Here is a 26,429-nt window from a genome sequence, read left to right as displayed (position 1 = left end):
AAATCTTGCGGAGCGGCGATCATGGTCAGCAAATCTGAAGTAAATAATTACACGCAGTACCGGAGTCTCTATGGCAAGACGGTGCTGATTACGGGTGGCGCATCGGGCATTGGCGCTGCATTGGTAGAGGCATTTTCTGCACAGAACGCACGGGTTGCGTTTGTGGATATAGACCGAGATGCCAGCGAGAGCTTGTGCGCTCGGCTCGAGGCTCAGGGCTATACGCGCCCGTTGTTTGCGTATTGCAATATAAGTGATACAGATGCACTGCAGGCAAGTATTGCGGCGATTAACCTGCAGCTCGGTGATATAAGCGTGTTGATAAACAATGCGGCAAATGATCAGCGGTTTGCCACGCGGACATTAACCGTACAGGATTGGCATCAGGGGATGGCGATCAATTTGCACCCTGTGTTTTTTGCCGCGCAAGCGGTGCAGCCAATGATGGCCGCGCTGGGCGGCGGGGTTATTATTAATGTCAGCTCGGTGAATGTGCATTTTGCACCGCCAGAATTAGCGGGTTACATTGCCGCTAAGGCAGGCATACTCGGTTTAACCAAAGCCTTGGCAACTGACTTTGGCGCGGACAATATTCGCGTCAATGCCATATTGCCCGGCTGGGTTGCCACTGAAAAACAATTGGAGCTTTGGTTAACACCTGAAGCTGAAGCGGAATTGATGCAACGGCTCTGTTTGAAAAAGCGTTTAGCCGCTGCCGATGTTGCCAAGCTTGCACTTTTTTTAGCGGCAGATGATGCCGCAATGATTACCGCGCAAGAGTTTGTGGTAGATGGTGGAAGGATTTAATGGGGCGAATTTTTTACCCGTTCTGTGCTTATTGGGTGCGAGGCTTTTTATCATGGAGGGGTTTTCGATGAGGACCTAGGTACATGATCGACCGCTGGTCTACTCAATAAGTTGTCATGGATAAGCATTCATTTTTAGTAATGAATGCTTATTTTTTTAAGTGCATTATCGTTTCTTAAACGGAACTTGATAGTGTTTATACACAATAACAAGATAACAACATCCTGAGGTCACTATGATTTTAAACGGACTCGATTTTGCGGTACTAATCGCCTACACGGTAATTTTACTTTTTGTCGCCTATTGGGTTTCGCGCGACGAAAAAGGTCACGACAAAAATGCCAATGATTACTTTCTTGCGAGCAAATCTCTGCCTTGGTGGGCGATTGGTGCATCCTTAATTGCAGCAAATATTTCTGCTGAACAAATTATCGGCATGTCGGGCTCTGGTTTTGTTATAGGTATGGGTATTGCGGCCTATGAATTGATGGCGGCGATTACCTTGATCATTATTGCTAAGTACTTTTTGCCGATTTTTTTGTCGAAGGGTATCTACACCATGCCGCAGTTTTTAGAGGCGCGCTACGACGGTCGAGTGCGCACTATTCTGGCGATTTTCTGGTTGTCGCTCTATGTGTTCGTCAACCTTACCGCGGTATTGTATTTAGGTTCGCTCGCCATTTCGCAATTCCTCGGTGTGGATATGCTTTACGGCATGATCTTCCTCGCCATCTTCTCCATGACCTATTCGATTTACGGCGGCCTAAAAGCGGTGGCTATGACCGATATTATTCAGGTGGTGCTCTTGGTATTTGGCGGCTTGTTTGTCAGCTATCTCGCGCTTAACCAAATTTCAGGTGATGCCGGTGTGGTTAAGGGATTCACAATGTTGCTGGATCAAGCACCTGAAAAATTCGACATGATTTTGTCGAAAGACAACCCTCACTATGCGGATCTGCCGGGTATCTCTGTACTGATCGGCGGCCTCTGGATCATGAACATCAGCTACTGGGGTTTTAACCAATATATTATTCAACGAGCATTGGCTGCCAAGAGCCTTCAAGAAGCGCAAAAGGGTATGGCGTTCGCAGCCTATGTGAAATTATTTGTACCCGTAATTGTGGTGTTGCCTGGCATTTGTGCTGTGGTACTAGCACCTGATTTGAGCAAGCCGGATCAAGCCTACCCAGAAATGATGAAACTTTTACCTCATGGTATTTTGGGTATTGCGTTTGCGGCCTTGGTTGCGGCTATTGCCTCTTCGCTCAGTTCTATGAGCAACAGCGTTTCTACTATTTTCACTATGGATATTTATAAAAAGCTGATCAATAAAAATGCCTCTGAACACAAGCAAGTAATGGTAGGGCGCATCACGGCTTTCTCGGCCATGGTCATTGCGGTATTACTGGCTAAGCCTTTAGTGGGTCAATCTGAGCAGGCCTTCCAATTTATTCAAGAGTTCACCGGCTTCTTTACGCCTGGGATTGTGGTTATTTTCCTGTTTGGATTCTTCTGGAAAAAAGCGACCGCCGGATCAGCGCTGACCGCAGCCATAGCATCGGTTGCCTGTTCTTGGTTACTGAAAATTTACATGCCGGAAGTCCCTTTTATGGATCGCGTTGGAATAGTGTTTATTATCTGCGTGGTCTTGGCAGTTGTAGTGACCTATCTCAGTGGTGCCAAAGATCAAGAGAAAGCCATTCACTTAGATGACATCAGTTTTGCGACCACCAAGGGTTTTAATATTGCCTCGGTGGGTGTGGTCTTAGTGTTGGTGGCTATCTATACCCTTTGGTGGTGATTTATACTGGTCGGTAAATGCAACCTGCTCACGTTAAAACGCCCCTTGTAAGGGGCGTTTTGCTATGGGCAACAAACCAGAATAATGATAATGACTTCAGTTTTTACCTATCAACCTATTGCTTCAATTCCCTGCGCCAACAATCTTGGTGAGGGCGTACAGTGGAACCCCAAAGATCAGTCCGTTTATTGGATTGATATCATCGACGCTAGATTATTTCGCTATCACCTTGCCAGCCAAGATTTGCAGCAGTGGAGCTTGCCTGAGCGCCCCGGCTGTTTTGCCTTTGCCAAACAAGACGCTCGTTTGTTGATGGCCTTGGCATCCGGTTTTGCGTGGTTTGATTTGAATACGGGCGAATGTGAATGGATCGCGAAACCGGAAGCGCATATTGTGGGCAATCGCGCTAATGATGGCCGCTGCGATCGTCAGGGCCGTTTTTGGATGGGCACTATAGTGGATGAGCGTCGGAGTCCGGAGCAGGCCGCGGGGCTTTACTGCCTCGATCATAACTTGCAGGTCACGCAGCACCTGAGCGGTTTACAGATATCCAATGCGCTTTGCTGGAGCCCTGATGGGCGCTGGCTTTATCATGCGGATTCGCCTACACGCACTCTTCATCGCTATGACTTCGATTGCGACTCGGCGCAATTGAGTAATCAATATAGTTTGCTGCAAACCTCAGAAGGTGTTGATCCGGATGGTGCCTGCGTTGATGCCGATGGCAACATCTGGAATGCGCAATGGGGCGGCAGCCGTGTTGTTTGCTACGCGCCAGATGGCCGTGAGCTTGGCCGTGTAATGACGCCTGCTACGCAAACGACTTGCTGTGCTTTTGGTGGTGAAAAATTAGATCTATTGTTTGTTACCAGTGCGCGAATTGGATTGAGCAACGAGCAATTGCAGGCGCAACCTGAAGCGGGTCATTTATTTATTTATCAGACACAGGCAACAGGTTTGGAGGAAAATTGGTTTGGTGTTTAATCAGGATATGAAGGGTGCAGCGCAAGACGTTCGAGTTGTTCGTGTTGATTACGCTGATGCGCACCATGGGCGCGATTTTATTTTTTTACTGGACAGCTACGCACGCGACCCTATGGGCGGCGGTGAAGCCTTAATCCCTGAAGTAAAAGATAAGCTGCTTGCGCAACTGGCTCGGCGCTCTTTTGCCTATAGCTGGATAGCCTATGTGGATGATCAGCCAGCAGGGTTAATAAATGCCTTTGAAGGCTTCTCCAGCTTTGCCGCTAAACCCTTATTAAATGTGCACGATGTAATTGTGCTGCAAGCGTTTCGGGGTTTGCAATTAAGTCAGCTGTTGTTGCAAGCGGTAGAGTTACAGGCGCGCGCTTTAGGGTGCTGTAAAGTCACTTTAGAAGTGTTGACGGGCAACAAGCCTGCGCAAGAGGCGTATAAAAAGTTTGGCTTTGCATCTTACGAGTTAGACCCACAGGCGGGGTATGCATTGTTTTGGCAGAAAAAATTGGAGGTTTAAAGCTGGAGCGGTGTTGCGGGGCTGCAATCAATAACCGTGGATTAATAGGCTGTTATTTGAAGTGGTGTCACAAAGCTGAAAACAGTGCGTGCGCCTTTTGAAAACGCACGCACACTAACTTTACTGATTGTTGCTATGTTGTTTAGGGCTAGTCTTGCAGATCAAACGGAAAATAATTTTTCGCATTGTGATAGCTAATATCTTGAATCATCTTCCCGATCATTTGCGTGTCGTTCGGCACCAATCCTTTTGCTATATCGCGCCCGAGCATGCCGCACAATATGCGGCGGAAATATTCATGGCGCGAATAGCTGAGCAGGCTGCGGCTGTCGGTGAGCATGCCGATAAAGCGGCTGAGCAAGCCCAGTTGGCTAAGTGATTCTATTTGGCGCGTCATGCCATCCATCTGATCCAAAAACCACCAACCGCTGCCGAACTGTATTTTGCCGGCGACGGAGCCATCTTGAAAGTTGCCGATCATGGTGCCGAGCATTTCGTTATCGCGCGGGTTCAAGTTGTACAAAATGGTTTTAGCGAGCTTGTCTTCATCTTCCAGTCGGCCTAAAAACTTGGCGAGCGGTTTGGCGTAGTTGTGATCGCCAATAGAATCGAAGCCAGCGTCTGGGCCGATAGTGCGGAACAGGCGCGGATTATTATTGCGAATCGCGCCTATGTGGAATTGCTGCACCCAACCTTTGGCGTGATCCATGCGCGCAAATTCCAACAGCATGGCAGTTTGGAATTTTTCAATCTCTAGCTGACTCAAATCATTGCCAGCGCGAATACGGCTAAATATTTGTTTGATTTCAGCGTCGGTAAAATCGGCGCCGGGTATTGTTTCTAAGCCGTGGTCAGATAAACGACAGCCATTGGCGTGGAAGTAAGCGTGACGTATTTGCAGTGCTTGCAATAGGTCTTCAAAGTGGGTGATATCAACGTTTGCCGCTTTGGCGAGCTTGTCCATATAGCGGTTGTAGCGCTCGGTGTTTTCCACCGCCATGGCGTTGTCGGGGCGCCAGCTGGGCAGCATAGCGCAGGTGAAACTTTTATCGGCGGCCACTTTTTGGTGGTGTGCTAAGTCGTGAATAGGGTCATCGGTGGTGCCCACCATTTTAACCTTGGCTTGGTTCATTAGGCCGCGCGCTGAAAATTCCGGTGTGGCCAGTTGTTCATTGCAGGCATCCCAAATGCGCTTGGCACTCTTGCTGTCGAGCAGCTCGTTAATGCCAAAGGGTTTGCGCAGTTCTAGGTGTGTCCAGTGGTAGAGGGGGTTGCGCAGGCACATGGGTACAGTGGCGCTCCACTGGGCGAACTTTTCCCAGTCGCTGGTCGCAGTGCCGGTGATAAATTCTTCTTTAATACCATTGGTACGCATGGCGCGCCACTTGTAGTGATCGCCTGCAAGCCACACTTGGGTAAGGTTTTCGAACTGAACGTTGTTCGCTACTTGTTCTGGTGGCAGGTGGCAGTGGTAGTCGATAATCGGCAAGTCTTTGGCATAATCGTGGAAGAGAATGCGTGCTGCGGGTGTGTCGAGCAGAAAATCGTCGTGTATGAAATGCATGTGGGTTGCCCTGAGTGTGTTGTCGACAAGTCGACCTGTAAATAGGTGCCAGTGTAGCGAGTGATGGAGTAATCACCAAATCCCGATGGCGGTGTGCCCCAGAGAAATCGAGCACTTGTGAATCGGTAGTTTAGTTTTTGTGCTGCGTGGACCTTAAGCAAAATAGCCCATGTGAACTATAGTGAAGCTTATTCATTTCCTCTTTGCTGGAGATAGCGTCATGACTAAACCCATAGTGCATCACAACCCTTTGTTCGATTTGTTGCGTGCGGAAAAAATTGCTGAGTTCAATCAACGCAAGGCGCGCGGTGAACTGCTGGAGGGCCAATTACGCGGCGGCGACTTTCGCGGGTTGGATTTACGGGAACTCGATGCCAAGGGTTTAGATCTACGTGATGCTTACTTTCGCGGTACCGATTTGCGCGGTATCGACTTTCGCGAGTGCCAATTGGAGGGGGCCAGTTTTTGCCAAGCACATTTTTCTGGCTGCTTTTTCCCTGCAGAATTAACCGCCGAAGAGTTGCGATTATCGCTCGATTTTGGCACTCGGGTGCGTTATTGTCGTAAGTAATAATAATTTTGCTGGCGCGCGTTTGGTGCTGGACAACAAAACTAATAATTCACAACAGCATTATTTTCCTCACAACGGATAGCAATATCTTGTTGATTTAATTCATTTCTGTTTGAAAAGAGGTCTATTCGTGACTATTACAACGACAAAAATTACAGTGCTTTCAAAAGGCATAAGGGGCTTATTGCACCTGAGTATCCTCGGTTTCTTTACGTTGGGGTTGGCCGCTTGCAGCCCGTCGGAAGAGAGCATCACAACATCTTCTGAACCCAGTGCGAAGAATGTGCCCGCAGCTTTTCCTACCACTGTTGAGCGCCCCAATACGGTAGTACAGACTGCAGCCTTCGAAATCAGCCCCGTTGATAAAGCGGCGACTCAAGAGACTCGTTCACTTTTTGCTTTTATGCGCGAGCAGCGCAAACAATCGATTATGTTTGGCCATCAGCATGAAACTACCCAAGGCCTAACCATTACCGCTACTGACGGCACTCAGTCGGATACCTATAATGCAGTGGGTGATTTTGCCGCTGTTTATGGTTGGGATACACTCTCCATAGTGGCGCCTGCACAAGAGGGCGATGTAGTGGCGCAAGTGCGTAAAGCCTATGCGCGCGGCGGCATCATTACTATTAGTTCTCATTTCGATAACCCTAAAACGGATGGTCACAAAGGTGACTGGCCCACTGGCACTTCTTGGGATAAAACCCCTGCGGTGGTGGATGCTTTGCCTGGTGGTGCATTCAACAGTGTTTATAACGGCTATTTGGATCAGCTAGCGGCTTGGGCTAATGATTTACGCGATGAAAAAGGCACTGCAATTCCGGTGATTTTTCGCATATTGCACGAAAATACCGGTAGTTGGTTCTGGTGGGGAGCAGAGCAATCCACCCCTGAGCAATACAAAAAGCTCTATCAGTACACCGTTGAATATTTGCGTGACACTAAGGGTGTGCACAACTTCCTCTATGCCTACTCTCCTAATGCGTTTGCCGATGCTACGGAAGAAAATTACCTAGAGCGCTACCCTGGTGATGCGTGGGTCGATGTGTTGGGTTTTGATGCTTACGGCCCAGTAGAAGCCAATCAAGAGTGGTTTGCCAATGTGGTAGCCAATGCGGCCTTAGTGGCGCGTATGGCGGAAGCGCGCGGCAAGGTGCCGGTGATTTCGGAGATAGGTATTCAAGCGCCGCAAATTGAAGCAGGTAAATTTGATAGCCATTGGTATCGCAAGTTGATTGCAGGTTTAAAAGCAGATGCAGACGCACGCAGTATTTCGTTTTTGCTCACCTGGCGCAATGCACCTGAGGGTGTTCCCGGTCCAAATGGCACTCAAGTTCCTCACTATTGGGTACCAACTAATCGTCAGGAAAACAAAGATAATGGCACCCTCGATGATTTTATTGCGTTCTACTTAGATGACATGACCGCCTTTAATCGCGATATTCGCGGTGTGTATAGTTTGGATACGCTCGTTAAGTAGTTGCTCTAAGAGTAATGCGTCAACGCATTGAGTGAAAAACGGCCTTCTTTTGAAGGCCGTTTTTATTTGAGGGTAAAAGAGCGTTAAGTTACTTTCAGGTGTGGTGCTAGACGCTATGATTCTCCGCTCACTTGGCTGGCTGAATATTAATAGCGACTAGCTAGCGGCAATTGCAGCGAGTGCTGCTATGGTTAAGCGAGAAAAATAAAAAGTGATAGCACAGACATCACCCTTATAAACGACAGCGTATTCAAGCAATTGAATAAAATATTTCAAGAGGTCAACACATGAAACTAACCTACAGCCTACGCCTGCTGCTAATAGCAATGCTGGCGGGTACCATTGCCCCACTCAGTTTGGCGCAAACGACTACAACCGCACAGCCTTGGATGAATAAGGCATTGAGCGCCGATGAGCGCGCCAGTCTCGTGCTTAAAGAAATGACGCTGGATGAAAAACTGACCTTGGTATTTGGCTATTTCGGAACGGATTCTCCCTGGAAGGGCGTAACTCGCCCACCTGAATCTTTGCATCAATCGGCGGGTTTTGTATTTGGTGTGCCGCGCTTAGGTATTCCCAATATGTACCAAACAGATGCGGGTGTTGGTGTTGCGTCGCAAGCGGGGCCGCAGGTGCGCGAGCGCACGGCATTGCCTTCTGGCATGAATACGGCAGCAACCTGGGACCCGCAAATAGGCTTTGAGGGGGGCGCTATGATTGGTTCCGAGGCACGCACCTCAGGTTTTAACGTGATGTTAGCGGGTGGTGTGAACCTCGTGCGCGAGCCGCGCAACGGCCGTAACTTTGAATACGGCGGCGAAGATCCGCTCTTGGCGGGTACCTTAGTCGGTGCACAAATCCGCGGCATTCAATCGCAGCATATTATTTCAACCTTGAAGCACTTTGCGTTTAACAACCAAGAGACTGGGCGCTTTGTGCTCAATGCGAAGGTGGATGATGCGGGTGCGCGTATGTCGGAGTTACTTGCATTGCAAATTGCATTTGAACAGGGCAAACCCGGTTCGGTGATGTGCGGCTACAATCGCGTGAATAGCGTCTATGCCTGCGAAAGTGCTTACCTGCTCAACGAAGTGCTGAAAAATGACTGGGGTTTTAAAGGTTTTGTCATGTCTGATTGGGGTGCAACTCACTCAACGGTGCCTGCCGCCAACAATGGCTTGGACCAGCAATCGGGCTTCCCTTTTGATCAAGCCGCCTATTTTAGAGAGCCGCTCAAAGAAGCCGTCATGAATGGTTGGGTTACCCAAGCACGTATGGATGATATGGCGCACCGTGTGCTGCAGCCCATGTTCGCCCAAGGTGTGATTGACAACCCTGTAGGTGCGCCGAGCGATAAAATTGATTTTGCCGCCCATGCCAAGGTCACGCAAAGCGATGCTGAAGCAGGCATAGTGTTGTTGAAAAATGCGAATAAATTGCTGCCGCTGAACGCTGATATGAAGAAAGTTGCCATCATCGGTGGTCATGCAGATGTGGGTGTGCTCTCTGGCGGCGGGTCTTCACAGGTTTACCCTGTGGGCGGCATGGCGCTGGAAAATCTTGGCCCGGCCGTATTCCCCGGCCCTATGGTTTTTTACCCCTCCTCACCCTTGAAGGCAATTAAAGCGCGGTTGCCTAAGGCTCAGGTCACCTTCAATTCTGGCGCCGATGTGGCTGCTGCAGCCAAGCTGGCGGCCGAGAGCGATATAGTGTTGGTATTTGCTAATCAGTGGACGGGCGAATCTATAGATGTGCCAGATCTCTCGTTACCTGACAATCAAGATGCGCTCATCGCTGCCGTGGCCAAAGCCAATGCTAAAACCGTGGTTGTGCTGCAAACGGGTGGCGCGGTGTTTATGCCTTGGTTAGAAAATGTGGGTGCGGTTTTGGAGGCTTGGTACCCAGGTACGCGCGGCGGTGAGGCTATGGCGCGGGTATTGTTTGGCGAGGTTAACCCCTCGGGCCATTTGCCCATCACTTTCCCCGCTGCTGTGGCGCAGTTTCCTCGCCCAGTGTTGGACGGTTACCCAGAGGTGAAAGACAAGCGCTTTGATGTGGATTACTTTGAGGGTGCCGCTATAGGCTACAAGTGGTATGAGCTTAAGGGCCACAAGCCGCTATTTGCGTTTGGACATGGCTTGTCCTATACCGACTTCGCCTATAGCGATTTAAAAACTCAGGTCAAAAATGGTCAGCTGAGTGTCAGCTTTAGCATTAAAAATACCGGCGCAGTGGCCGGTAAAGATGTTGCTCAAATCTACATAGCGCCAGTTGCTGCTAAGTGGGAAGCACCTAAGCGTTTGGGGGCCTTCCAAAAAGTCGAGCTTAAACCGGGCGAGAGTAAAACCCTCTCGCTGGACGTAGATTCACGGCTCTTGGGGATGTACCAAAGCAAGAGCAAAACCTGGCAGATCAGCAAGGGCGATTATCAGGTGATACTGGCGACATCAGCGGCGGAACCGCAAGCGAGTGTTAAGGTTCGCCTGCCTAAGCGAACTCTCGATGTAAACGGCAAATAGTTGTAACTTTTCAAAAAGCCCCCGTATACGCCAGTATCCGGGGGCTTTTTCGTTTTAAACCGCGCGCGTTGGATAAACGTAAATTCACGTTAATTTGTAAGACAAATTGAAAGGGGGTAGCTACACTTCGACCTTACAGCGTTAATAATCAATAAAACTAAGGAGTAACTATGTCCGTCTTTCGTCAAATGATTACCCCGCTCGCCGCCGTGTTTGCACTCAGTGTCGGCAGCGTTAATGGGGCCGATATTCAGCTCAGCATCGACCCAGCCCAGCCAGGGCCGGTCATCAACAAAAATATCTATGGTCAGTTTGCCGAGCATCTGGGGCAGGGTGTCTATGAGGGAATGTGGGTAGGGCCTAAGTCGAAAACCCCCAATGTGCGTGGCTGGCGTAAAGATGTTGTGGGTGCACTCAAAGATTTGCAGGTGCCCTTGGTGCGCTGGCCTGGTGGCTGCTTTGCCGATGAATACCATTGGCGCGATGGCATAGGTAAAAAGCGCCCTGTTAAAGTAAACACCAATTGGGGCGGTGTAGAAGAAGATAACGCCGTAGGTACCCATGAATTTTTTGACTTGGCGGAGCAGTTAGGTGCTGAGACTTATATAAACGGCAATTTGGGTTCAGGCACGCCGCAAGAAATGGCGGAGTGGTTGGAGTACATGACCTCCGAGAGCAATTCTACCCTCGCTCAGCTGCGCCGTAAGAATGGCCGAGATAAACCCTTCAGAGTCAATTATTTTGCTATCGGCAATGAGGCTTGGGGCTGCGGCGGCAATATGACTCCTGAGTATTTCGCCAGCCTGTACAACCGCTTTGCGACTTTTGCCAAAACCCCTGCAGACAATCGACCTAAATTTATTGCTGCTGGTGGTACCAATGAAGGCGATCCAGCGCACTGGACTGATGTGCTGACCAAGAGCATTCACCCTAACTGGAGCCTGTCGTTTGATGCCGTGAGTTTCCATTACTACACTTTGCCAACGGGTAAGTGGGATGTAAAAGGCGCCGCCATTGGCTTTCCCGAATCTGAGTGGATGTCGACCTTGACCCGCACCCTGCGTATGGATGAGTTCATTATCAGTAACAAAAAAGTGCTGGATAGAAATGATCCTGAGAAAAAAGTGGGCTTTTATGTTGATGAGTGGGGCACATGGTATGACTCAACACCTGGCACCAACCCTGGTTTTTTGAATCAACAAAACAGCTTGCGCGATGCGGTGGTTGCGGCCCTGAACTTCAATATTTTTCATAAGCATGCCGACCGTGTGCACATGACTAATATCGCGCAAATGGTGAATGTGCTGCAGGCCATGATCATGACCGAAAAGGACAAAATGATCCTCACGCCTACCTATCACGCTTTCAAAATGTATACGCCGTTTCAAGATGCAACCTCCTTACCGTTGACCCTAAGCAATGTGCCTAACTACACGCTGGGCGATCAATCTGTGGCTGCGCTCAGTGCATCGGCAGCGCGCGCTAAAGATGGCAAAATTTATGTGGCCTTGGTGAATGCCGATCCTCATAAGGCTCAGTCATTAGCTATTAATGTGGCAGGAATGAGTGTTGCTTCTGCCTCGGGGCAGGTGCTTACGGCCGAGGTGATGGATGCGCACAACAGCTTCGCCAAGCCCCGCGCCATCGAGCCTGCTGCTTATGAAGCTAAGGCTAAAAATGGTAAGTTGGTGTTAACTATTCCGGCTAAGGCGGTGATTGTGGTGGCCCTGCAGTAGAACATTCAAACATAAAAAATCGGCCTTGAGAGGCTGAGTGAAAACAGCCTTTAGAGCTAACAAAATAACCGCGACTTTGTTCGCGGTTATTTTGTTATGAGGCACTCTAAACGGCGTCGCTTGCACTAAAGCTTTTTACTTCCATCAGACTGGAAGATTCTGTTCCAGCCGATCACCCGTGTGCGTAATTGACACGTTTACCGATTTAGTGGATCCCACCACGCTGCAAAAGGGCTTTTTATCTGCTGGGGCTAACTTTTGCGAGTGATTAACATAGCCTGGAGTGCGGGTAAGGTTCACTTGAGGCTAGTAATCTGAACTTCAATTCGGGCTATGAGGCGAAAATACCTCCGATAGAACTCGAGGTATTTACTTCATCAATTCAAGGCAGCGTAAACGTTGTTGTTTCGCAGTATCTTCAATGTCGTTTTTTACGCAATTCTTTGTTTTGGCCATAGAAATTTATGGGGTGAAAGGCTTTGCGTCAAAATGACTCTAAGTGGCCTTCCATATTGCCAAGTCTTAGGCTAGAATAATTTCATTGGTAATTGTATTTTTAATTATAAAAAGAGGCGCTTGTGGTGTATTCAAACACTAAGTGTGTATCAGCCATCTCTACTAAGGGGCAAACCTCACATTTAAACGCTCTAGGCGCGTTGGGTTTTGGCGCTGCCTCACTGGGGAACCTCTATCGGCCTATCAGCGATCAGGCGGCTATAGATACAGTCGCGGCTGCGTTGGCTACAGGGGTTCGCTATTTCGATACGGCGCCCCACTATGGATTTGGTTTAAGTGAACAGCGCCTCGGTGCCGCTCTTAAAGCGGCGGGCATAGCGCCAGAAGCGGTGACCGTGTCGACCAAAGTAGGGCGTTTGTTGGTACCGACTAACTCCCGCGAGCGCGAGCGCCATGGCTTTGTTGATGCGCCTGCGCTTGAGCCTGTGTTTGATTACAGCTATGACGGGGTGATGCGCTCCTTCGCAGAAAGCTTACAGCGCTTGCAGTTGACGCGAGTTGATATTTTGCTCGCCCATGATTTAGGCAGCCAAACTCATGGTGCCCAACACCCTGAACAGTTTCATCGTTTTATGGCGGGTGGCTATAAGGCGATGTGCGAATTAAAAGCGGCTGGTTTGGTGGGCGCTATAGGTTTGGGCGCGAATGAATGGCAAGTGTGCGAAGAGGCTATGGCGCAAGGGGATTTTGATGTGTTCTTGCTCGCGGGGCGTTACACCCTGCTGGAACAAGCGGCGAATCTTAGCTTTTTACCGCGCTGTGCTGAACGCGGTGTGGCGGTAATCGCTGCGGGGCCATTTAATTCTGGCATTTTGGCGCCAGGTGCGAGTACGCGCGGGCAACGTTTTTATAACTACGCGCCCGCTCCTGCCGCTATTTTGTATCAAGTTGCACGTTTGGAGGCGGTTTGTACGCAATTCGCCGTGCCGCTCGCGGCTGCTGCTTTACAGTTCCCCGCTGCGCACCCACAGGTTGCCACTGTGCTAGCGGGTTTCGCTAGCGCACAAGAAGTTCAGCAAGCCGAGGCTTTGATGGAAATGGCTATTCCCACTGAGTTTTGGATCGAACTGTACCGTTTAGGTTTGATTGATTCTGCCGCACCTTGTCCCGTGCGCAGCGATTCATAGGGATCATCGCTGAATGCAATTTACAGCGCGAGTACCTATCACTAGACCATTAAAACCAAGCCAGCACTAGGCCATTAAAACCAAGCCAGCACTAGGCCATTAAAACCACGTCAGAAAATGACAGATTGAAAGACCACACTATGACGCAGACTGTTAAACCTCATTTGCCTGCTCGCGCTCCTTCGGCGCTGCTGCTGCACCCCAGTGACAATGTGTTGGTATGCGTTAGGCACATAAGTGTAGGCGACAGTATTGCCATCGATGGCGAGCTAATACTTGCAAGCGCTGATATTCAGGTGGGCCACAAGCTAGCTCGTCACGCGCTTGCTGAAGGTGAAAAGGTGCTGCGCTATGGCGCGTCTATAGGTTCTATGACTGTCGCTGCGACCAAAGGCGCGCACGTTCACATGCATAACATGAAGAGTGACTATCTCCCCTCTCATACTCGCAGCCGTCAGTCGCAAACGCCCATGACGCAAGCGGCAGAATAATGACGAGAGAGCTTTTGAAAAACAGCCGCGAGCCAAGTGCATTTTTTAGTGCCTCCTCGGTCAACCTATGGAATCTATGTCTATGTATTTAGCGCAACCGCTGTCTGGATATCTGCGTGCCGATGGCCGTAAAGGTATTCGCAACGTCATATTGGTAGCCTACTTGGTGGAGTGTGCGCATCATGTGACCCGTAAAATCGTCAACATAACTGATGATATGGATGTGCATCTCATCGGTTTTCCCGGTTGTTATCCCAACCAATATGCCTATGACGTTATGCGCGCGGTGAGCACGCACCCCAACGTGGGCGGTGTGCTTTTAGTCTCGCTTGGCTGCGAGAGCATGAACCGCGAAAAATTACTCAGTGAAATTACTGAGTCAGGGCGCCCAGCAGAATTGCTGGTGATTCAAGAAGAGGGCGGCACCAAGTCGACTATCGCCAAAGGCCTCGCCGCTGTGCAGCGTTTGCAGGCGCAAGCGGCGCAAACAAAACGCACGCCCATGGCGCTGAGCGAATTAATTGTGGGCACCATATGTGGTGGTTCCGATGGCACCAGCGGCATTACGGCTAACCCCGCAGTGGGGCGCTGCTTTGATGCGCTCGTGGCTGCAAATGCTAGCTGTATTTTTGAAGAGACGGGCGAATTAATTGGCTGTGAAACAATCATGGCGGAGCGTGCGCTTACCCCTGAACTAGGCGCAGAAATTGAAGCCTGCGTCGCCAAGGCCGAACATTATTATCGCGTCATGGGTTTTGGTAGCTTCGCGCCCGGCAATGCCGATGGTGGACTTACTACGCTCGAAGAGAAATCCATGGGCGCCTATTCTAAATCAGGCTCATCACCGATTAGCGGTTTACTAAAACCTGGCGACATTCCTCCTCAAGGTGGCCTCTATTTACTCGATGTTGTCCCCGATGGCGAGCCGCGTTTTGGCTTCCCCAATATTTCTGATAACGCTGAAATTGTCGAATTAATTGCCTGCGGTTGTCATCTGATTTTATTCACCACGGGGCGCGGCTCGGTGGTGGGTTCGGCTATTTCGCCGGTGATAAAAATCTGCGCAAACCCAGAAACCTATGAACGCTTAGCTGAAGATATGGATATTAATGCGGGCCGGATTTTGGCGGGCGAAGCAAGCCTCGATCAAGTAGGCGAAGAAATTATGCAATCTGTTCTCGCCGTTGCTGCGGGTGCGCGCAGCGTATCGGAAGATCTTGGCCATCAAGAATTTATTCTCACCTATAAAGCGTTTGAACCTATTGGCCCGAGTTGTTTGCCCGTGCGGCAGATCGCGTAATACTCTACGTAGTTTAATTATGTGTTTATATTTTTTTCAATTTATTTAATCGTAGGGTTTACATAATTATGAAGCGACTTGAAGGCAAGACTGCACTCATCACTGCAGCTGCACAAGGCATAGGCCGCGCGAGCGCCGAACTGTTTGCCGCTGAAGGCGCGCGCGTGATAGCCACGGACATTAATATTGCTGCGCTCAACGAGCTAACAGAGTGCGAAACCTATGAGCTCGACGTGCTCAACAGTGAAGAAGTGCGTGCGCTGAGCGAAAAAATCGGTGCTGTAGATATCCTATTTAACTGTGCAGGCTATGTACACAACGGCACCATTCTCGACTGTGATGAAAAAGAGTGGGATTTTTCGATTGATCTCAACGTCACTTCCATGTATCGCATGATTCGCACTTTTCTGCCTGCGATGCTTGCCAAGGGTGGTGGCTCTATCATTAATATGTCGTCAGTCGCCAGCTCTATTAAGGGCGCACCAAACCGCTTTACCTATGGCATGACCAAGGCTGCCGTAATCGGCTTAACCAAGGCCGTCGCGGCAGATTTTATGACCCAAGGTGTGCGCTGCAATGCAATATGCCCAGGCACAGTACAAACGCCTTCGCTCGAACAGCGCCTACACGCCACCGGTGACTATGAAGCCGCCTACAAAAATTTTGTTGCGCGCCAGCCTATGGGGCGTTTAGGTACTGCCCGTGAAATGGCTGAGCTAGCACTTTATTTGGCGAGTGATGCTTCAGCGTTTACCACTGGCACTATTAATATTATTGATGGCGGTTGGAGCAATTAATCCCCGCGCATATTGTTCACATTTTTTTTGAATAGATTGGGAGAGAACATCTATGAAACTACTTCGCTATGGCAACCCCGGACAAGAGCGCCCCGGCATATTGGATGGGGAAGGTAATATCCGCGATTTGTCGGGTGTGGTAAGCGATATTAATGGTGCTGCACTCAGTGCTGAATCGCTACAAAAAATTGCTACGCTCGATTTAACCGCACTACCCAAAGTGGATGCGGCGGTTCGCTTCGGTCCTTGTGTTAATCAGGTAGGTAAGTTTATTTGTATTGGCCTTAACTATGCTGATCATGCGGCAGAGTCCGGCCTGCCAGTACCAAAAGAGCCTGTAGTTTTTATGAAGGCGACGAGTGCTATCACCGGCCCCAACGACAATATTATTAAGCCGCGCAACTCCACCAAATTAGATTGGGAAGTGGAGTTGGGTTTAGTGATAGGTAAGCACGCCAGTTATGTTCCACTGGAAGATGCCATGGATTATGTCGCGGGCTACTGCGTTGTTAACGATGTGTCCGAGCGCAATTTTCAATTGGAGCGCAGCAGCCAATGGGATATAGGCAAGGGCTGCGATAGTTTTGGCCCGCTTGGCCCCTATTTGGTGACTAAAGATGAAATTGCAGATCCACTTAACTTGAAACTTTGGTTAAAGGTAAATGACAAAATGTACCAAAATGGCACCACCACACCTATGGTGTTTGGCCCAGCATTTTTGGTGCATTACCTTTCACAATTTATGAGCCTGCAGCCTGGCGATATTATCAGTACCGGTACACCGCCCGGTGTAGGTCTTGGCCAAAAGCCACCGGTCTACTTGCAGCAAGGCGATATAGTGGAGCTGGGTATTGAAGGCTTAGGTGTGCAAAAGCAAACTGTTGTGAATGCTCAGTAAATATAAATTAAAATATTTTCCCCCTTCCTTTACCGCTTGGTTAACTGGCGTTAGGAAGGGGCCAGTCAGTTTATTTCTGTACAACATCGAATACACCCTAAGAAAGTAATGTAGGGTAAAGCTGCACCAAACAATAAAGCAGTGATGAATAATAAAAACCCAGCCTACAAAAATCCGTATTACGAGAACCGCACCCATGAAAACACCTAAATACCTATTAGGCCTATGCCTTATTACAGCGGCACTTTTTTCTACAAATAATACAGTATTTGCAGAGCAGAATGAGTCGCTAAAACTCTGGCCTAAACTCGAAGCACCGATTAAAGATTCGGCAGCGTTTAATGCCAAACTTGAAACGATATTGCAAAAAATGAGTCTCGAAGAAAAAGTCGGGCAAATCATGCAAGCTGAAATTCAAGCGGTTACCCCTGCGGATATTAAGCAATATCACCTAGGGTCGGTGCTTAATGGTGGCGGCTCTATGCCTAATCGCGCAGAGGGCGCTCAGCCGCAAGAGTGGGTAAGTTTTCTAGATAGTTTATACGATGCCTCCATGGATACCCGCGATGGCGGCCAAGCTATTCCTATTTTTTGGGGTACAGACGCGGTACACGGCCACAACAATCTTGTTGGTGCAACACTCTTTCCTCACAACATTGGTTTGGGGGCAATGCATAACCCAGCGCTTATTGAAAAAATTGGTGCTGCTACCGCATTAGAAGTGCGTACAACTGGCACTGAATGGGTATTCGCACCCACGCTCGCCGTCGCGCAAAATGATCGCTGGGGCCGCACCTATGAAAGTTATTCTGAAGACCCAGCGCTGGTAGCGCGCTACGCTCGGGCGATGGTTGAGGGTTTGCAGGGAAAAATAAATTCAGCTAATTTTTTAGCAGAAGATAAGGTTATTGCCACCGCTAAACATTTCCTCGCCGATGGCGGCACCTTAGGTGGCGATGATCAAGGTAATGCGCGCCTTAGCGAAAAAGAATTAATTAAAACTCACAATGCGGGATATGTGCCTGCGCTAAGTGCGGGCGTACAAACTGTCATGGCCAGCTTCTCCGAATGGAATGGCGAGAAGATGCACGGCAATCAGTACCTTTTAACGGAAGTGTTAAAAAATAGAATGGGTTTTGATGGCCTGGTAGTCGGCGATTGGAATGGGCACGGTCAGGTTCCCGGTTGTACCAATGATTCTTGTGCGCAAGCGATTAACGCGGGCATAGACCTCTTAATGGTTACCAATGATTGGAAGGCCATGATTGCCAATACGCTTGCACAAGTTAAAGCCGGTGAAATTTCAATGGCGCGCTTAGATGATGCGGTGCGCCGCATTCTGCGCGTAAAAATGCGTGCAGGCTTATGGAATAAAAAACCTTCGCAACGCGCGCATGCGGGCGATGCCTCCTTGGTGGGCAGTGCTGAGCATCGCGCTATAGCGCGGCAGGCAGTGCGTGAAAGTTTGGTGTTGCTCAAAAATGATGGCGGTCTACTACCCCTTAAACCACAGCAAACTATTTTGGTGGCGGGCGATGGCGCTGACAACATAGGCAAGCAGGCGGGAGGCTGGAGCATTTGGTGGCAGGGTGTTAGTGATGCCAAAGAAAACTATCGCTTCCCCGGTGCCACCTCTATTTTTTCGGGTATTAAGGCTGCGGTCGTTGCGGCAGGCGGCAAGGTAGAGCTATCAGTTGACGGCGCATATCGTCAAAAGCCAGATGTGGCTATAGTCGTGTTTGGTGAAAACCCTTATGCAGAAGGCAATGGCGATAGAGATACACTTGAGTTTGAAGCTGGCGATAAAAAAAGTTTGGCGCTACTTAAAAAACTTCAAGCCCAAGGTATTCCTGTAGTATCAATTTTCCTTTCTGGTCGCCCGCTGTGGGTGAATCCTGAGTTAAATGCATCGCAGGCATTTGTAGCCGCTTGGTTGCCCGGCTCTGAGGGGGCGGGTATTGCCGATGTGATAATCGCGCGCGCAGATGGAAAGCCACGCTATGATTTCAGCGGAAGCTTGTCATTCTCTTGGCCTAAGTTGCCTCTGCAAGATCAACTCAACAAACACCATAAAAACTACGCACCTTTGTTTAAGCTCGGCTACGGCCTCAATTATTCTTCGCGTAAGAAAACGGCAAAAAAACTACCGGAAGCAGTAGTAGGTATCACAAGCAGTGAGCCGCAAGATATTAAGCTTTATGTGCGTCGCCCCTTGGAGCCTTGGCATATTTTTATTGAGAACTATGAGCGCCAACAAATTTTAAGCGGGGCTTTTGCTGCCTTGCCCAAAGGTGATGTAAAGGTGCAAACCAGCGATAAAGATGTACAAGAGGATGCATTACATTTTACCTGGAAAGACACCTGGCGCGCAGGGCTGACCCTTGAAAGCGGCAAAGCACTAAATCTTTTACCCTATCTTAATAAGGGTGTATTGGCGCTAGATTTAAATGTGCTGCAGCTCAGTAAGGGCGGGCTCAGTTTTAAAATGAAATGTCAGCAGGGTGATTGCGATCGCCAAGTGCCCTTTACGCTCAAGGCGCGCGCACAAGCGGGCAAAGGTTGGCAAGAGGTTTTTGTGCCGCTTAGTTGCTTCCCGCGTGCGGGCGATAATTTTGATACGGTCACTATGCCTTTCGCGTTAGAGGTGGGTGGTGAAGGTGAGGTTGCCGTAGCGAATGTACGCTTGTTGATGCAAAGCCCCACCAATGCAGTCGTAGAATCTTGTCCTGATGTCAAGACTCAATCAGTAACGCCAGATATGTTAAATGAATGGTGGGCAATAGATTGGTGGCTGCCGCGCCATGAACAAAAGCTTGCCGATTTAAAGGCGTTAAACGCGCAGGGTAAAAAAGTCGACTTATTATTTATTGGTGACTCCATAACCCAAGGCTGGGAAAAAGAGGGCGCAGAAGTTTGGAAAAAATATTATGCCCCGCGCAATGCTTTCAACATAGGTTATGGTGGTGATCGCACTGAAAATGTACTTTGGCGGTTACAGCATGGTGAGGTAGATGGCATAGCGCCTAAGGTGGCGGTATTAATGATCGGCACTAATAACACCGGGCATCGCCATGAGAACCCCGTTACCACCGCTGCAGGCATTAAAGCGATACTGGCAGAGTTAACCCAGCGTTTGCCTAACACGAAAATTTTGCTGCTGGCTATTTTCCCGCGCGATGCGACGGTTGACGGACAACTACGTCAAATTAATGAAAAAATAAATCCTTTGATTGCGCAGTATGCAGACAACAAACGCATTTATTTTGTTAATGTTAACAGTGCCTTTTTAACTAAAGAGGGCGTTTTAACCACCGATATAATGCCAGACCTATTGCACCCACACGAAAAAGGCTATGAACTGTTGGCTAAAGCGCTAGAGCCGCACTTACATAAATTGCTAGAAATTAAGTAGCGCGATGATGTTAAGTAAATGGAGAGTGCTAAGTAAATTGAGGGTACTAAGTAGATTGATGGTGTTGGACGTTTTTCGGCGCAATACCTTGGTGGCTTTTAAAAAAATAACGGCGCGGTCATAGGCGCCGTTTTTTTTGCCTTAAGTAAGTGTATAGCTTGATCGCTCGACCTTATAGAATTCTAAAAATGGAGATATAGGTATGTATATGAAATCTCACTCTGGCTCTATGCTGCAGCGTATAGCTGCGCAACTTTTAGTTATGTTTTCATTATTGGTAGCGCTGAATGCTGCTGCGCAAACTAGTGCGGTGCGTGAACGCATTTTATTGAATGATAACTGGCGCTTTGCGTTGGGCAATGCGATAGACCCCAGCAAAGATTTCAACCATGGGACGGGATACTTTTCCTATCTTGCCAAAACGGGCTTTGGCGACGGCCCTGCAAGCCCCGCATTTGATGATCGCGCATGGCGGGTGCTGAGTGTTCCCCATGATTGGGCAGTTGAAATGCCGTTTGATGCAACGGCGAGTAAAAGTCATGGTTATAAAACGGTAGGGCCGAAATTCCCACAAAATTCGATTGGTTGGTATCGTCGCGAATTAAGCATACCAGCCTCAGATCTTGGGCGGCGCATACGTATTGAATTCGATGGTGTGCAGCGTCAATCGCAGGTTTTTATTAACGGTTTTTTTGTCGGCGAAGAAGATTACGGAAATTTAAGTTTTAGTTATGACATCACTCCCTATCTAAATTATGGTGGTAAAAATGTAATTGTGGTGAGAGCCGATGTTTCTTTTGAAGCGGGTTGGTATTACGAAGGTGCGGGGATAAATCGCGCTGTCTATTTATTAAAAACAACTCCCGTTCATATCGATCAATATGGTACCGCCGTTGTCACCGAGTTAGCGGACAGTAAAGCGGTGATTACTATCAATACCAGCTTGATTAATGAACATGAAAACTCAGCCTATGCCGATGTGCCCGCAGAACATCTGTTGCTCTCGCAAACGCTAGTGGATGCGTCGGGCGAGGTTGTCGCACAGACCAAAAAACAAAAAACTATCTTGGCAACCGGTGCGACACAAACCCTGCAAGATCAACTTAAACTTAAATATCCTATTCTCTGGTCACTCGATAACCCCTATTTGTATAAGTTGGTCACGCGTTTAGAAAATCGCGCCGGCCAGTTGTTAGACGAATATGAAACACCTGTGGGCGTGCGCACAATTCGCTTTGACGCCGATGAAGGTTTTTTCTTAAATGGCGAACATATAAAACTTAAGGGTAGCAACAATCATGAGGATCACGCGGGTGTAGGCGCGGCTATTCCCGATGCCTTAATGGCTTATCGTTTGCAACGGTTAAAAGATTTAGGGATGAATGCCTACAGAGCGTCCCATGCGCCGCCATCGCCAGCCATGTTGAATTTGGCGGATCGCATGGGTATTTTAGTCATCGATGAAAATCGATTAATGGGCATAAATGATGTTCACCTCAGTGCGGTCGAGCGCATGATTAAACGCGACCGCAATCACCCGAGTATTATTCTCTGGTCGCTGGGTAATGAGGAGTGGGGAATTGAAGGCAATATTAAAGGGGCGCGCATTACTAAGAAAATGCAGAGCTTTGCGCGTTCACTCGATCCAAGCCGCTTAAATACAGTCGCCAATAGCGGTGGTTGGGGTGGTATATCTGCAGAGATTGGCGTGGCGGGTATTAACTACATAAAACAGGCTAAGCCCGATCAGCAGCATCTGGAATATCCGCAACAAATTCTGCTTGGTACAGAAGAAACAACCACCCAGCAAACTCGCGGTATCTATGTCGAAAATAAAGCCTTGGGCCATTTGGCCCCCGCAAAAGACGGTACTGCAGGTGCTAATGCCGCCGTTGGTTGGCAATATTATGCAGCACGGCCTTATTTGGCAGGCATTTTTTATTGGACAGGTTTTGATTATCGCGGTGAACCAACACCCTATGTTTATCCTGCCGTAGGGTCACAATTTGGCATTTTAGATAGCTGTGGTTTTGCAAAAGATGGCGCTTACTATTTGCAAGCCTGGTGGGCACATAAACCTGTGTTACATATCTATCCACATTGGAATTGGCCTGGTAGAGAAGGTGAGTTAATTGATGTGGTCGTGTTTAGCAACAGTGAAAAAGTTGAATTATTTTTGAATAATAAATCTCTCGGTAAAAAAGTCATGCCGCGCAATGGTCAGCTCAGTTGGACTGTAGCTTATGTACCGGGGGAGCTTCGCGCACAAGGCTTTAGTAAAAATGAATTGATCCAATCGGCACGCGTTGTTACCACTACGCAAGCGGCCGCCATACAATTAACACCCCACGTGCATAGCATCGTGGCGGATGCGCGTGATCTTGCCGTTATCAATCTAGCAATTACAGATGCACAGGGTAGTGTGGTGCCGACCGCCGATAGTCAAATTCATTTTTCAGTTGCAGGCCCAGGAAAAATTATTGGTGTTGGCAATGGCAACCCTTCTTCTCACGAAAATGATGTAGAGCTTGAGCGGATAAGGACACAAAATTTAGGGGAGTGGACCGCCCCGAACCCTGCAGACAGCAAAACCCTGGTTAAGTTTGAAGTGACCTTTGATCGCCCGACCTTAGGTTCAGCGGCGGAAATACATTTGCTGTTAAATGCCTTAGGTAAAATGCAAACCGCGACACTCAATGGAAAGCCTCTGTATAAAGATAAGGGGCCAGAGCAGGCGCGCACTGAAATTCTACTAGCGCCTTTGAGTTTAAAAGAAAGGGATAATGTATTACGCTTGGACGCTGCTCCTTTCGATGAGTGGCGTGATCGAGAAGGGCTGTTTCAGTTTCACCCAGCAACGCTAAAAGTCGTGCAAGCTGCTGCCCCCTATAAACGCAAAGCCTTCAACGGCCTCGCGCAAGTGATTGTGCAATCAACGGGTGGGCAAGGTGAAATCACCCTGAAAGCTACAGCAGAAGGCTTGGCACCTGCAGAGGCGAGCGTTATGGCTCAGACGAAGTAAGTGCTAGCGGGCGCCTAGTGGTACTTAGATGGGTTATTAAGCCTAGGCAAAGTTAAAGGCGTTTATAACGCCCCTCTCTGTCGCCAGTATTACTGAGGCCACAGGCGTAGAAAATGGTGGTATTCAATTAATTGTTATAACTTTATGGGTTTAGAATTGGATCAACACATGACTAGGTTGGGAATGGGAATCAAAGGATCAGTTGCGATCACAATAATGACCTTATTGTTGGTTGGCTGTGGAAATACGGGGCCAGATGTGGCTGTCACACCCAGTGTGGGCGATAGCAGCAGTAACGCAAATACTGATGGGGGCGCCGTTGATTCAGCACAACATAGTTCTGTGCAAAATAGTTCTGCGCAAAATAGCTCTGTGGCAAATGAATTTTCTGCCACTATGCCAGATAGCGAACTGGTAGAGGGTAGCTACCCACTTGTAAATAATACCCCACAACCTGATGGCTCATATACTCGCTTAAAAATTAGCATTCAATTAAATAAAAAGCTTGCTCAGGTTACAAAATTATATTTGCTGGTGGATCAAAATCGCAGTACTTGCCCTACGGGGATTACGCAACGGCTTATAGCACCCGATTTTCCCGTGGAACTGGCGGCGGGCGAGGATAAAGTTAACTTTACCCTAGAGGCCTATCCTGATAGTGATGTTGAAGCTAATTGCGAGAATAGCTTCAAATTAAAAATGGTTGATGCCATAGATGAGCGAACTATCCCAGTCGAAGGTAAGGTTACCTTGATTGATGATGATGTACCTCGGAATTTTGCTGTTTCTGCAGAATATGGCAGTCATGGCAAAGTCTCCTTGATGGGTTCAAAGGAATTTGATGGGCGCACTTTTCAAGTGGAGCAGCTGGGGAAGCGCCAAGCCAGATTTACCATTGAAGACGAATACTTACATTATTTAGTGCCAGGAACCCCCGATTTAAATGTTTTACCCTATGACAATTCGGGCATTGAAGATTTTGTGTTTCGCATAACTCCCTCAAATGGAGACCCAAGCTTTACTGTTAGTTTTCCAGCATATAGGGATCTTTATGATGTCATAGATAATTTTTCAAGAGGTGGATGGTCATATACCGAAGAGGACGGCGACAAAGCAGATTTTGAGTATGCACAACAGCATTACTTAATAACCGATATAATTCTAAATGGCTTTTGGGATAATTATTTTTATAATGACTTAAGCAAAATTAGCTGGACATTGAAAACTACATTGCCAACTAATGAAATTAGGTTAGGTGTAAACGGTGTTGGTAATCTGTCTGGCTTGATTGAACCTAGTGATCTTAAGCAAGAGGAAATTGATTATATAACTAAGGTCGGACCTTATAAATTGGATTCTGATAATCGTACATTAAGAATTAATCCAGTAATCTTTCCAATCCTTGAGTCGTATATTTCAGATATGCGCATAGGCAAACTTGATCCAAGTATTGAGGTGTGTGAGTCAACATCATCAACATCACGTTGTCAGCCTCTATTTCCAACTTTGAATATTAGGCCCACCACTAAAACAATCTCCTTAAATCTGTCTGGTATAGAGAGTCGTCTTTTTATCGAAAAAGATAGATTTTACATAGTGGTTAAGGATGTAACCTCAGATGCATTAAATCATGTAACCCGCTTAATTCCGCTGTCGGCCCCCGAGACCAAGCTCACTTACTTTCATTCAGGTCAATATGAATTGAAATTGGTGGATTATAAGGGTGACTATCGGGCGAGTACTATGATCACACTTTATCCTGATGATAAAGACAAATCTGTTTCGCTAGCGGTGGAAGAGGTTGCCGCGCTGAGTAACGCTGAACGGTAGAAAAAACACTTGTGAGTTAGCTGCAGCCAGTAAGTGTAAGGCAGTAGCAATTTATGTGTTATGTGTTGTGTATAGTAGCTTATTGAATTGACCCTAGGTTTCCCCTATACGGAGATTATGACGTTGAATATTAAATATGGAATTATTTTTACAGCGTTGATTGCTGCTTTTTCCCATGATGTTTTTGCGGTAGAGGAAGGGCATGATCATGCTCTTTTATCGCGTATTCCAAACTCAGGTATCGAAACGTTTTATGAGGCTGATTTTTCTGCTTTCAATTTTTATAATGTGGATGCCAAAAACACTATTCATAAAATTACCCGAGAGGGGCGCCTTACACAAATTTATTACCAGCTAAAGCAGGCTACAACGGCTTTAGCCTTGGCCCGTAATATACAGTATTCATTAAAAGCGTCTGGTTTTCTGTTGCAAGCAAGCTTGAGTGATGATGCTATTAACCCAATTAAAGCGGAGCTTGAACGTATTATTGTGAAAAATGCGCCGCTCATGATTGTGCTTGCGCCGGAATATTTGTATATGACTCGTAAAGCTGCATCAGGCGTACAGCATGTAGCAGTTGTTATATCCTCATTAAATGAGGATCACTTCATCTATTATTTGATTTTAGAAGAAAAAACGCAGACATTTGTTCCGCTCAAAGTATCGGAGAAAGACATTGAAAAAGGGCTTCAAGAAAATGGGAAGGTAGAAGTCTACGGTATTTATTTTGATGTAGGTAATGCAACAATAAAACCAGAGTCAGGTGAAGCGTTGAGTGCCATTGACAAGGTTTTACGCGCCGATAATAAATTAACATTATACATAGTGGGTCATACCGATAGCACTGGCGACTTTTCAAAAAATATGCGCTTATCCGAACAGCGTGCTCAGGCAGTTCTCCGCAAGCTGACGGAAGAGTATGCAGTCGATAAAAATCGTTTGCGCGCCTATGGTGTTGGTTCGTTGTCGCCCCTAGGCGCAAACTCTAGCGAGTTTGGTCGAGCAAAAAATAGGCGTGTGGAGCTTGTGCAGCAGTAAAGTGTTTTTAATTCATGGCGTTTGT

The 26,429-nt window shown here is 48.0% G+C and carries 18 protein-coding genes; 17 read left to right on the top strand and 1 reads right to left on the bottom strand.

Going from position 1 to position 26,429, the window contains the following annotated elements; genetic code table 11:
- The first annotated feature begins 21 nt into the window (after positions 1-21).
- From AC0KUT_RS15905 to AC0KUT_RS15890, 4 genes are all read left to right on the top strand, one after another.
- Positions 22-807: an SDR family NAD(P)-dependent oxidoreductase gene (locus tag AC0KUT_RS15905; RefSeq protein WP_488831375.1), complete on the top strand. Its 786-nt coding sequence runs from the start codon at positions 22-24 to the stop codon at positions 805-807.
- A 235-nt stretch (positions 808-1,042) separates the two neighbouring features.
- Complete coding sequence (locus tag AC0KUT_RS15900; RefSeq protein WP_488831374.1) at positions 1,043-2,608, top strand: sodium/sugar symporter; 1,566 nt, start codon at positions 1,043-1,045, stop codon at positions 2,606-2,608.
- A 90-nt stretch (positions 2,609-2,698) separates the two neighbouring features.
- Positions 2,699-3,592, top strand: a complete 894-nt coding sequence (locus tag AC0KUT_RS15895; protein ID WP_488831373.1) for an SMP-30/gluconolactonase/LRE family protein — start codon at positions 2,699-2,701, stop codon at positions 3,590-3,592.
- Positions 3,585-4,103 carry a GNAT family N-acetyltransferase gene (locus AC0KUT_RS15890; protein WP_488835765.1) on the top strand — a complete coding sequence of 173 codons (519 nt, stop codon included), beginning with the start codon at positions 3,585-3,587 and terminating at the stop codon, positions 4,101-4,103. Before AC0KUT_RS15895 ends, AC0KUT_RS15890 begins: the two co-directional genes overlap by 8 nt.
- Before the next feature lie 148 nt (positions 4,104-4,251).
- Here the strand turns inward: AC0KUT_RS15890 and uxaC are convergent, their stop codons facing one another.
- Entirely contained in the window at positions 4,252-5,667 is a 1,416-nt protein-coding gene (uxaC, locus tag AC0KUT_RS15885) for a glucuronate isomerase (protein ID WP_488831372.1), read from the bottom strand.
- A gap of 220 nt (positions 5,668-5,887) precedes the next feature.
- Between uxaC and AC0KUT_RS15880 the strand changes: the two genes are divergently transcribed.
- The 13 genes from AC0KUT_RS15880 (at position 5,888) to AC0KUT_RS15820 (ending at position 26,404) form a co-directional block, all read left to right on the top strand.
- Positions 5,888-6,238 (top strand): pentapeptide repeat-containing protein, encoded by a 351-nt coding sequence (locus tag AC0KUT_RS15880; RefSeq protein WP_488831371.1) that lies wholly within the window; start codon positions 5,888-5,890, stop codon positions 6,236-6,238.
- A 130-nt stretch (positions 6,239-6,368) separates the two neighbouring features.
- On the top strand, positions 6,369-7,718 hold the full coding sequence (locus AC0KUT_RS15875) for a glycosyl hydrolase (protein ID WP_488831370.1): 1,350 nt from the start codon (positions 6,369-6,371) through the stop codon (positions 7,716-7,718).
- Positions 7,719-8,005: 287 nt separating this feature from the next.
- Positions 8,006-10,237 carry a glycoside hydrolase family 3 C-terminal domain-containing protein gene (locus tag AC0KUT_RS15870; protein ID WP_488831369.1) on the top strand — a complete coding sequence of 744 codons (2,232 nt, stop codon included), beginning with the start codon at positions 8,006-8,008 and terminating at the stop codon, positions 10,235-10,237.
- A gap of 170 nt (positions 10,238-10,407) precedes the next feature.
- Complete coding sequence (locus AC0KUT_RS15865) at positions 10,408-11,973, top strand: alpha-N-arabinofuranosidase (protein WP_488831368.1); 1,566 nt, start codon at positions 10,408-10,410, stop codon at positions 11,971-11,973.
- A gap of 581 nt (positions 11,974-12,554) precedes the next feature.
- Positions 12,555-13,616, top strand: coding sequence for an aldo/keto reductase (locus AC0KUT_RS15860; protein WP_488831367.1), 1,062 nt, complete (start codon positions 12,555-12,557; stop codon positions 13,614-13,616).
- Between the two features lie 140 nt (positions 13,617-13,756).
- A complete protein-coding gene (locus tag AC0KUT_RS15855) occupies positions 13,757-14,107 on the top strand; it encodes a UxaA family hydrolase (protein ID WP_488831366.1) in 351 nt (116 codons plus the stop codon).
- A gap of 76 nt (positions 14,108-14,183) precedes the next feature.
- Positions 14,184-15,407: a UxaA family hydrolase gene (locus AC0KUT_RS15850; protein WP_488831365.1), complete on the top strand. Its 1,224-nt coding sequence runs from the start codon at positions 14,184-14,186 to the stop codon at positions 15,405-15,407.
- Positions 15,408-15,475: 68 nt separating this feature from the next.
- Entirely contained in the window at positions 15,476-16,204 is a 729-nt protein-coding gene (locus tag AC0KUT_RS15845; protein WP_488831364.1) for an SDR family oxidoreductase, read from the top strand.
- 52 nt (positions 16,205-16,256) lie between these two features.
- A complete protein-coding gene (locus tag AC0KUT_RS15840) occupies positions 16,257-17,102 on the top strand; it encodes a fumarylacetoacetate hydrolase family protein (protein ID WP_488831363.1) in 846 nt (281 codons plus the stop codon).
- Between the two features lie 196 nt (positions 17,103-17,298).
- Positions 17,299-20,514: a glycoside hydrolase family 3 N-terminal domain-containing protein gene (locus AC0KUT_RS15835; protein ID WP_488831362.1), complete on the top strand. Its 3,216-nt coding sequence runs from the start codon at positions 17,299-17,301 to the stop codon at positions 20,512-20,514.
- Between the two features lie 208 nt (positions 20,515-20,722).
- A complete protein-coding gene (gene galA, locus AC0KUT_RS15830; protein WP_488831361.1) occupies positions 20,723-23,536 on the top strand; it encodes a beta-galactosidase GalA in 2,814 nt (937 codons plus the stop codon).
- Between the two features lie 168 nt (positions 23,537-23,704).
- Positions 23,705-25,366, top strand: coding sequence for a hypothetical protein (locus tag AC0KUT_RS15825; RefSeq protein ID WP_488831360.1), 1,662 nt, complete (start codon positions 23,705-23,707; stop codon positions 25,364-25,366).
- A 117-nt stretch (positions 25,367-25,483) separates the two neighbouring features.
- Positions 25,484-26,404, top strand: coding sequence for an OmpA family protein (locus AC0KUT_RS15820; protein ID WP_488831359.1), 921 nt, complete (start codon positions 25,484-25,486; stop codon positions 26,402-26,404).
- The last annotated feature ends 25 nt before the right edge of the window (positions 26,405-26,429 follow it).

It is taken from the genome of Cellvibrio sp. 25HG11W-0, from assembly GCF_057815475.1.
Note: the sequence above shows the minus strand (reverse complement) of the source record. Positions and strands in the feature narration are given on the sequence as shown.

What these genes read in the sequence shown, in the direction of transcription:
- AC0KUT_RS15850 (WP_488831365.1), top strand. Translation starts at nt 14,184, where the DNA reads ATGTCTATGTATTTAGCGCAACCGCTGTCTGGATATCTGCGTGCCGAT.
- AC0KUT_RS15820 (WP_488831359.1), top strand. Translation starts at nt 25,484, where the DNA reads ATGACGTTGAATATTAAATATGGAATTATTTTTACAGCGTTGATTGCT.
- uxaC (WP_488831372.1), bottom strand. Translation starts at nt 5,667, where the DNA reads ATGCATTTCATACACGACGATTTTCTGCTCGACACACCCGCAGCACGC.
- AC0KUT_RS15870 (WP_488831369.1), top strand. Translation starts at nt 8,006, where the DNA reads ATGAAACTAACCTACAGCCTACGCCTGCTGCTAATAGCAATGCTGGCG.
- galA (WP_488831361.1), top strand. Translation starts at nt 20,723, where the DNA reads ATGAAATCTCACTCTGGCTCTATGCTGCAGCGTATAGCTGCGCAACTT.
- AC0KUT_RS15865 (WP_488831368.1), top strand. Translation starts at nt 10,408, where the DNA reads ATGTCCGTCTTTCGTCAAATGATTACCCCGCTCGCCGCCGTGTTTGCA.
- AC0KUT_RS15840 (WP_488831363.1), top strand. Translation starts at nt 16,257, where the DNA reads ATGAAACTACTTCGCTATGGCAACCCCGGACAAGAGCGCCCCGGCATA.
- AC0KUT_RS15895 (WP_488831373.1), top strand. Translation starts at nt 2,699, where the DNA reads ATGACTTCAGTTTTTACCTATCAACCTATTGCTTCAATTCCCTGCGCC.
- AC0KUT_RS15905 (WP_488831375.1), top strand. Translation starts at nt 22, where the DNA reads ATGGTCAGCAAATCTGAAGTAAATAATTACACGCAGTACCGGAGTCTC.
- AC0KUT_RS15825 (WP_488831360.1), top strand. Translation starts at nt 23,705, where the DNA reads ATGACTAGGTTGGGAATGGGAATCAAAGGATCAGTTGCGATCACAATA.
- AC0KUT_RS15900 (WP_488831374.1), top strand. Translation starts at nt 1,043, where the DNA reads ATGATTTTAAACGGACTCGATTTTGCGGTACTAATCGCCTACACGGTA.
- AC0KUT_RS15855 (WP_488831366.1), top strand. Translation starts at nt 13,757, where the DNA reads ATGACGCAGACTGTTAAACCTCATTTGCCTGCTCGCGCTCCTTCGGCG.
- AC0KUT_RS15835 (WP_488831362.1), top strand. Translation starts at nt 17,299, where the DNA reads ATGAAAACACCTAAATACCTATTAGGCCTATGCCTTATTACAGCGGCA.
- AC0KUT_RS15880 (WP_488831371.1), top strand. Translation starts at nt 5,888, where the DNA reads ATGACTAAACCCATAGTGCATCACAACCCTTTGTTCGATTTGTTGCGT.
- AC0KUT_RS15845 (WP_488831364.1), top strand. Translation starts at nt 15,476, where the DNA reads ATGAAGCGACTTGAAGGCAAGACTGCACTCATCACTGCAGCTGCACAA.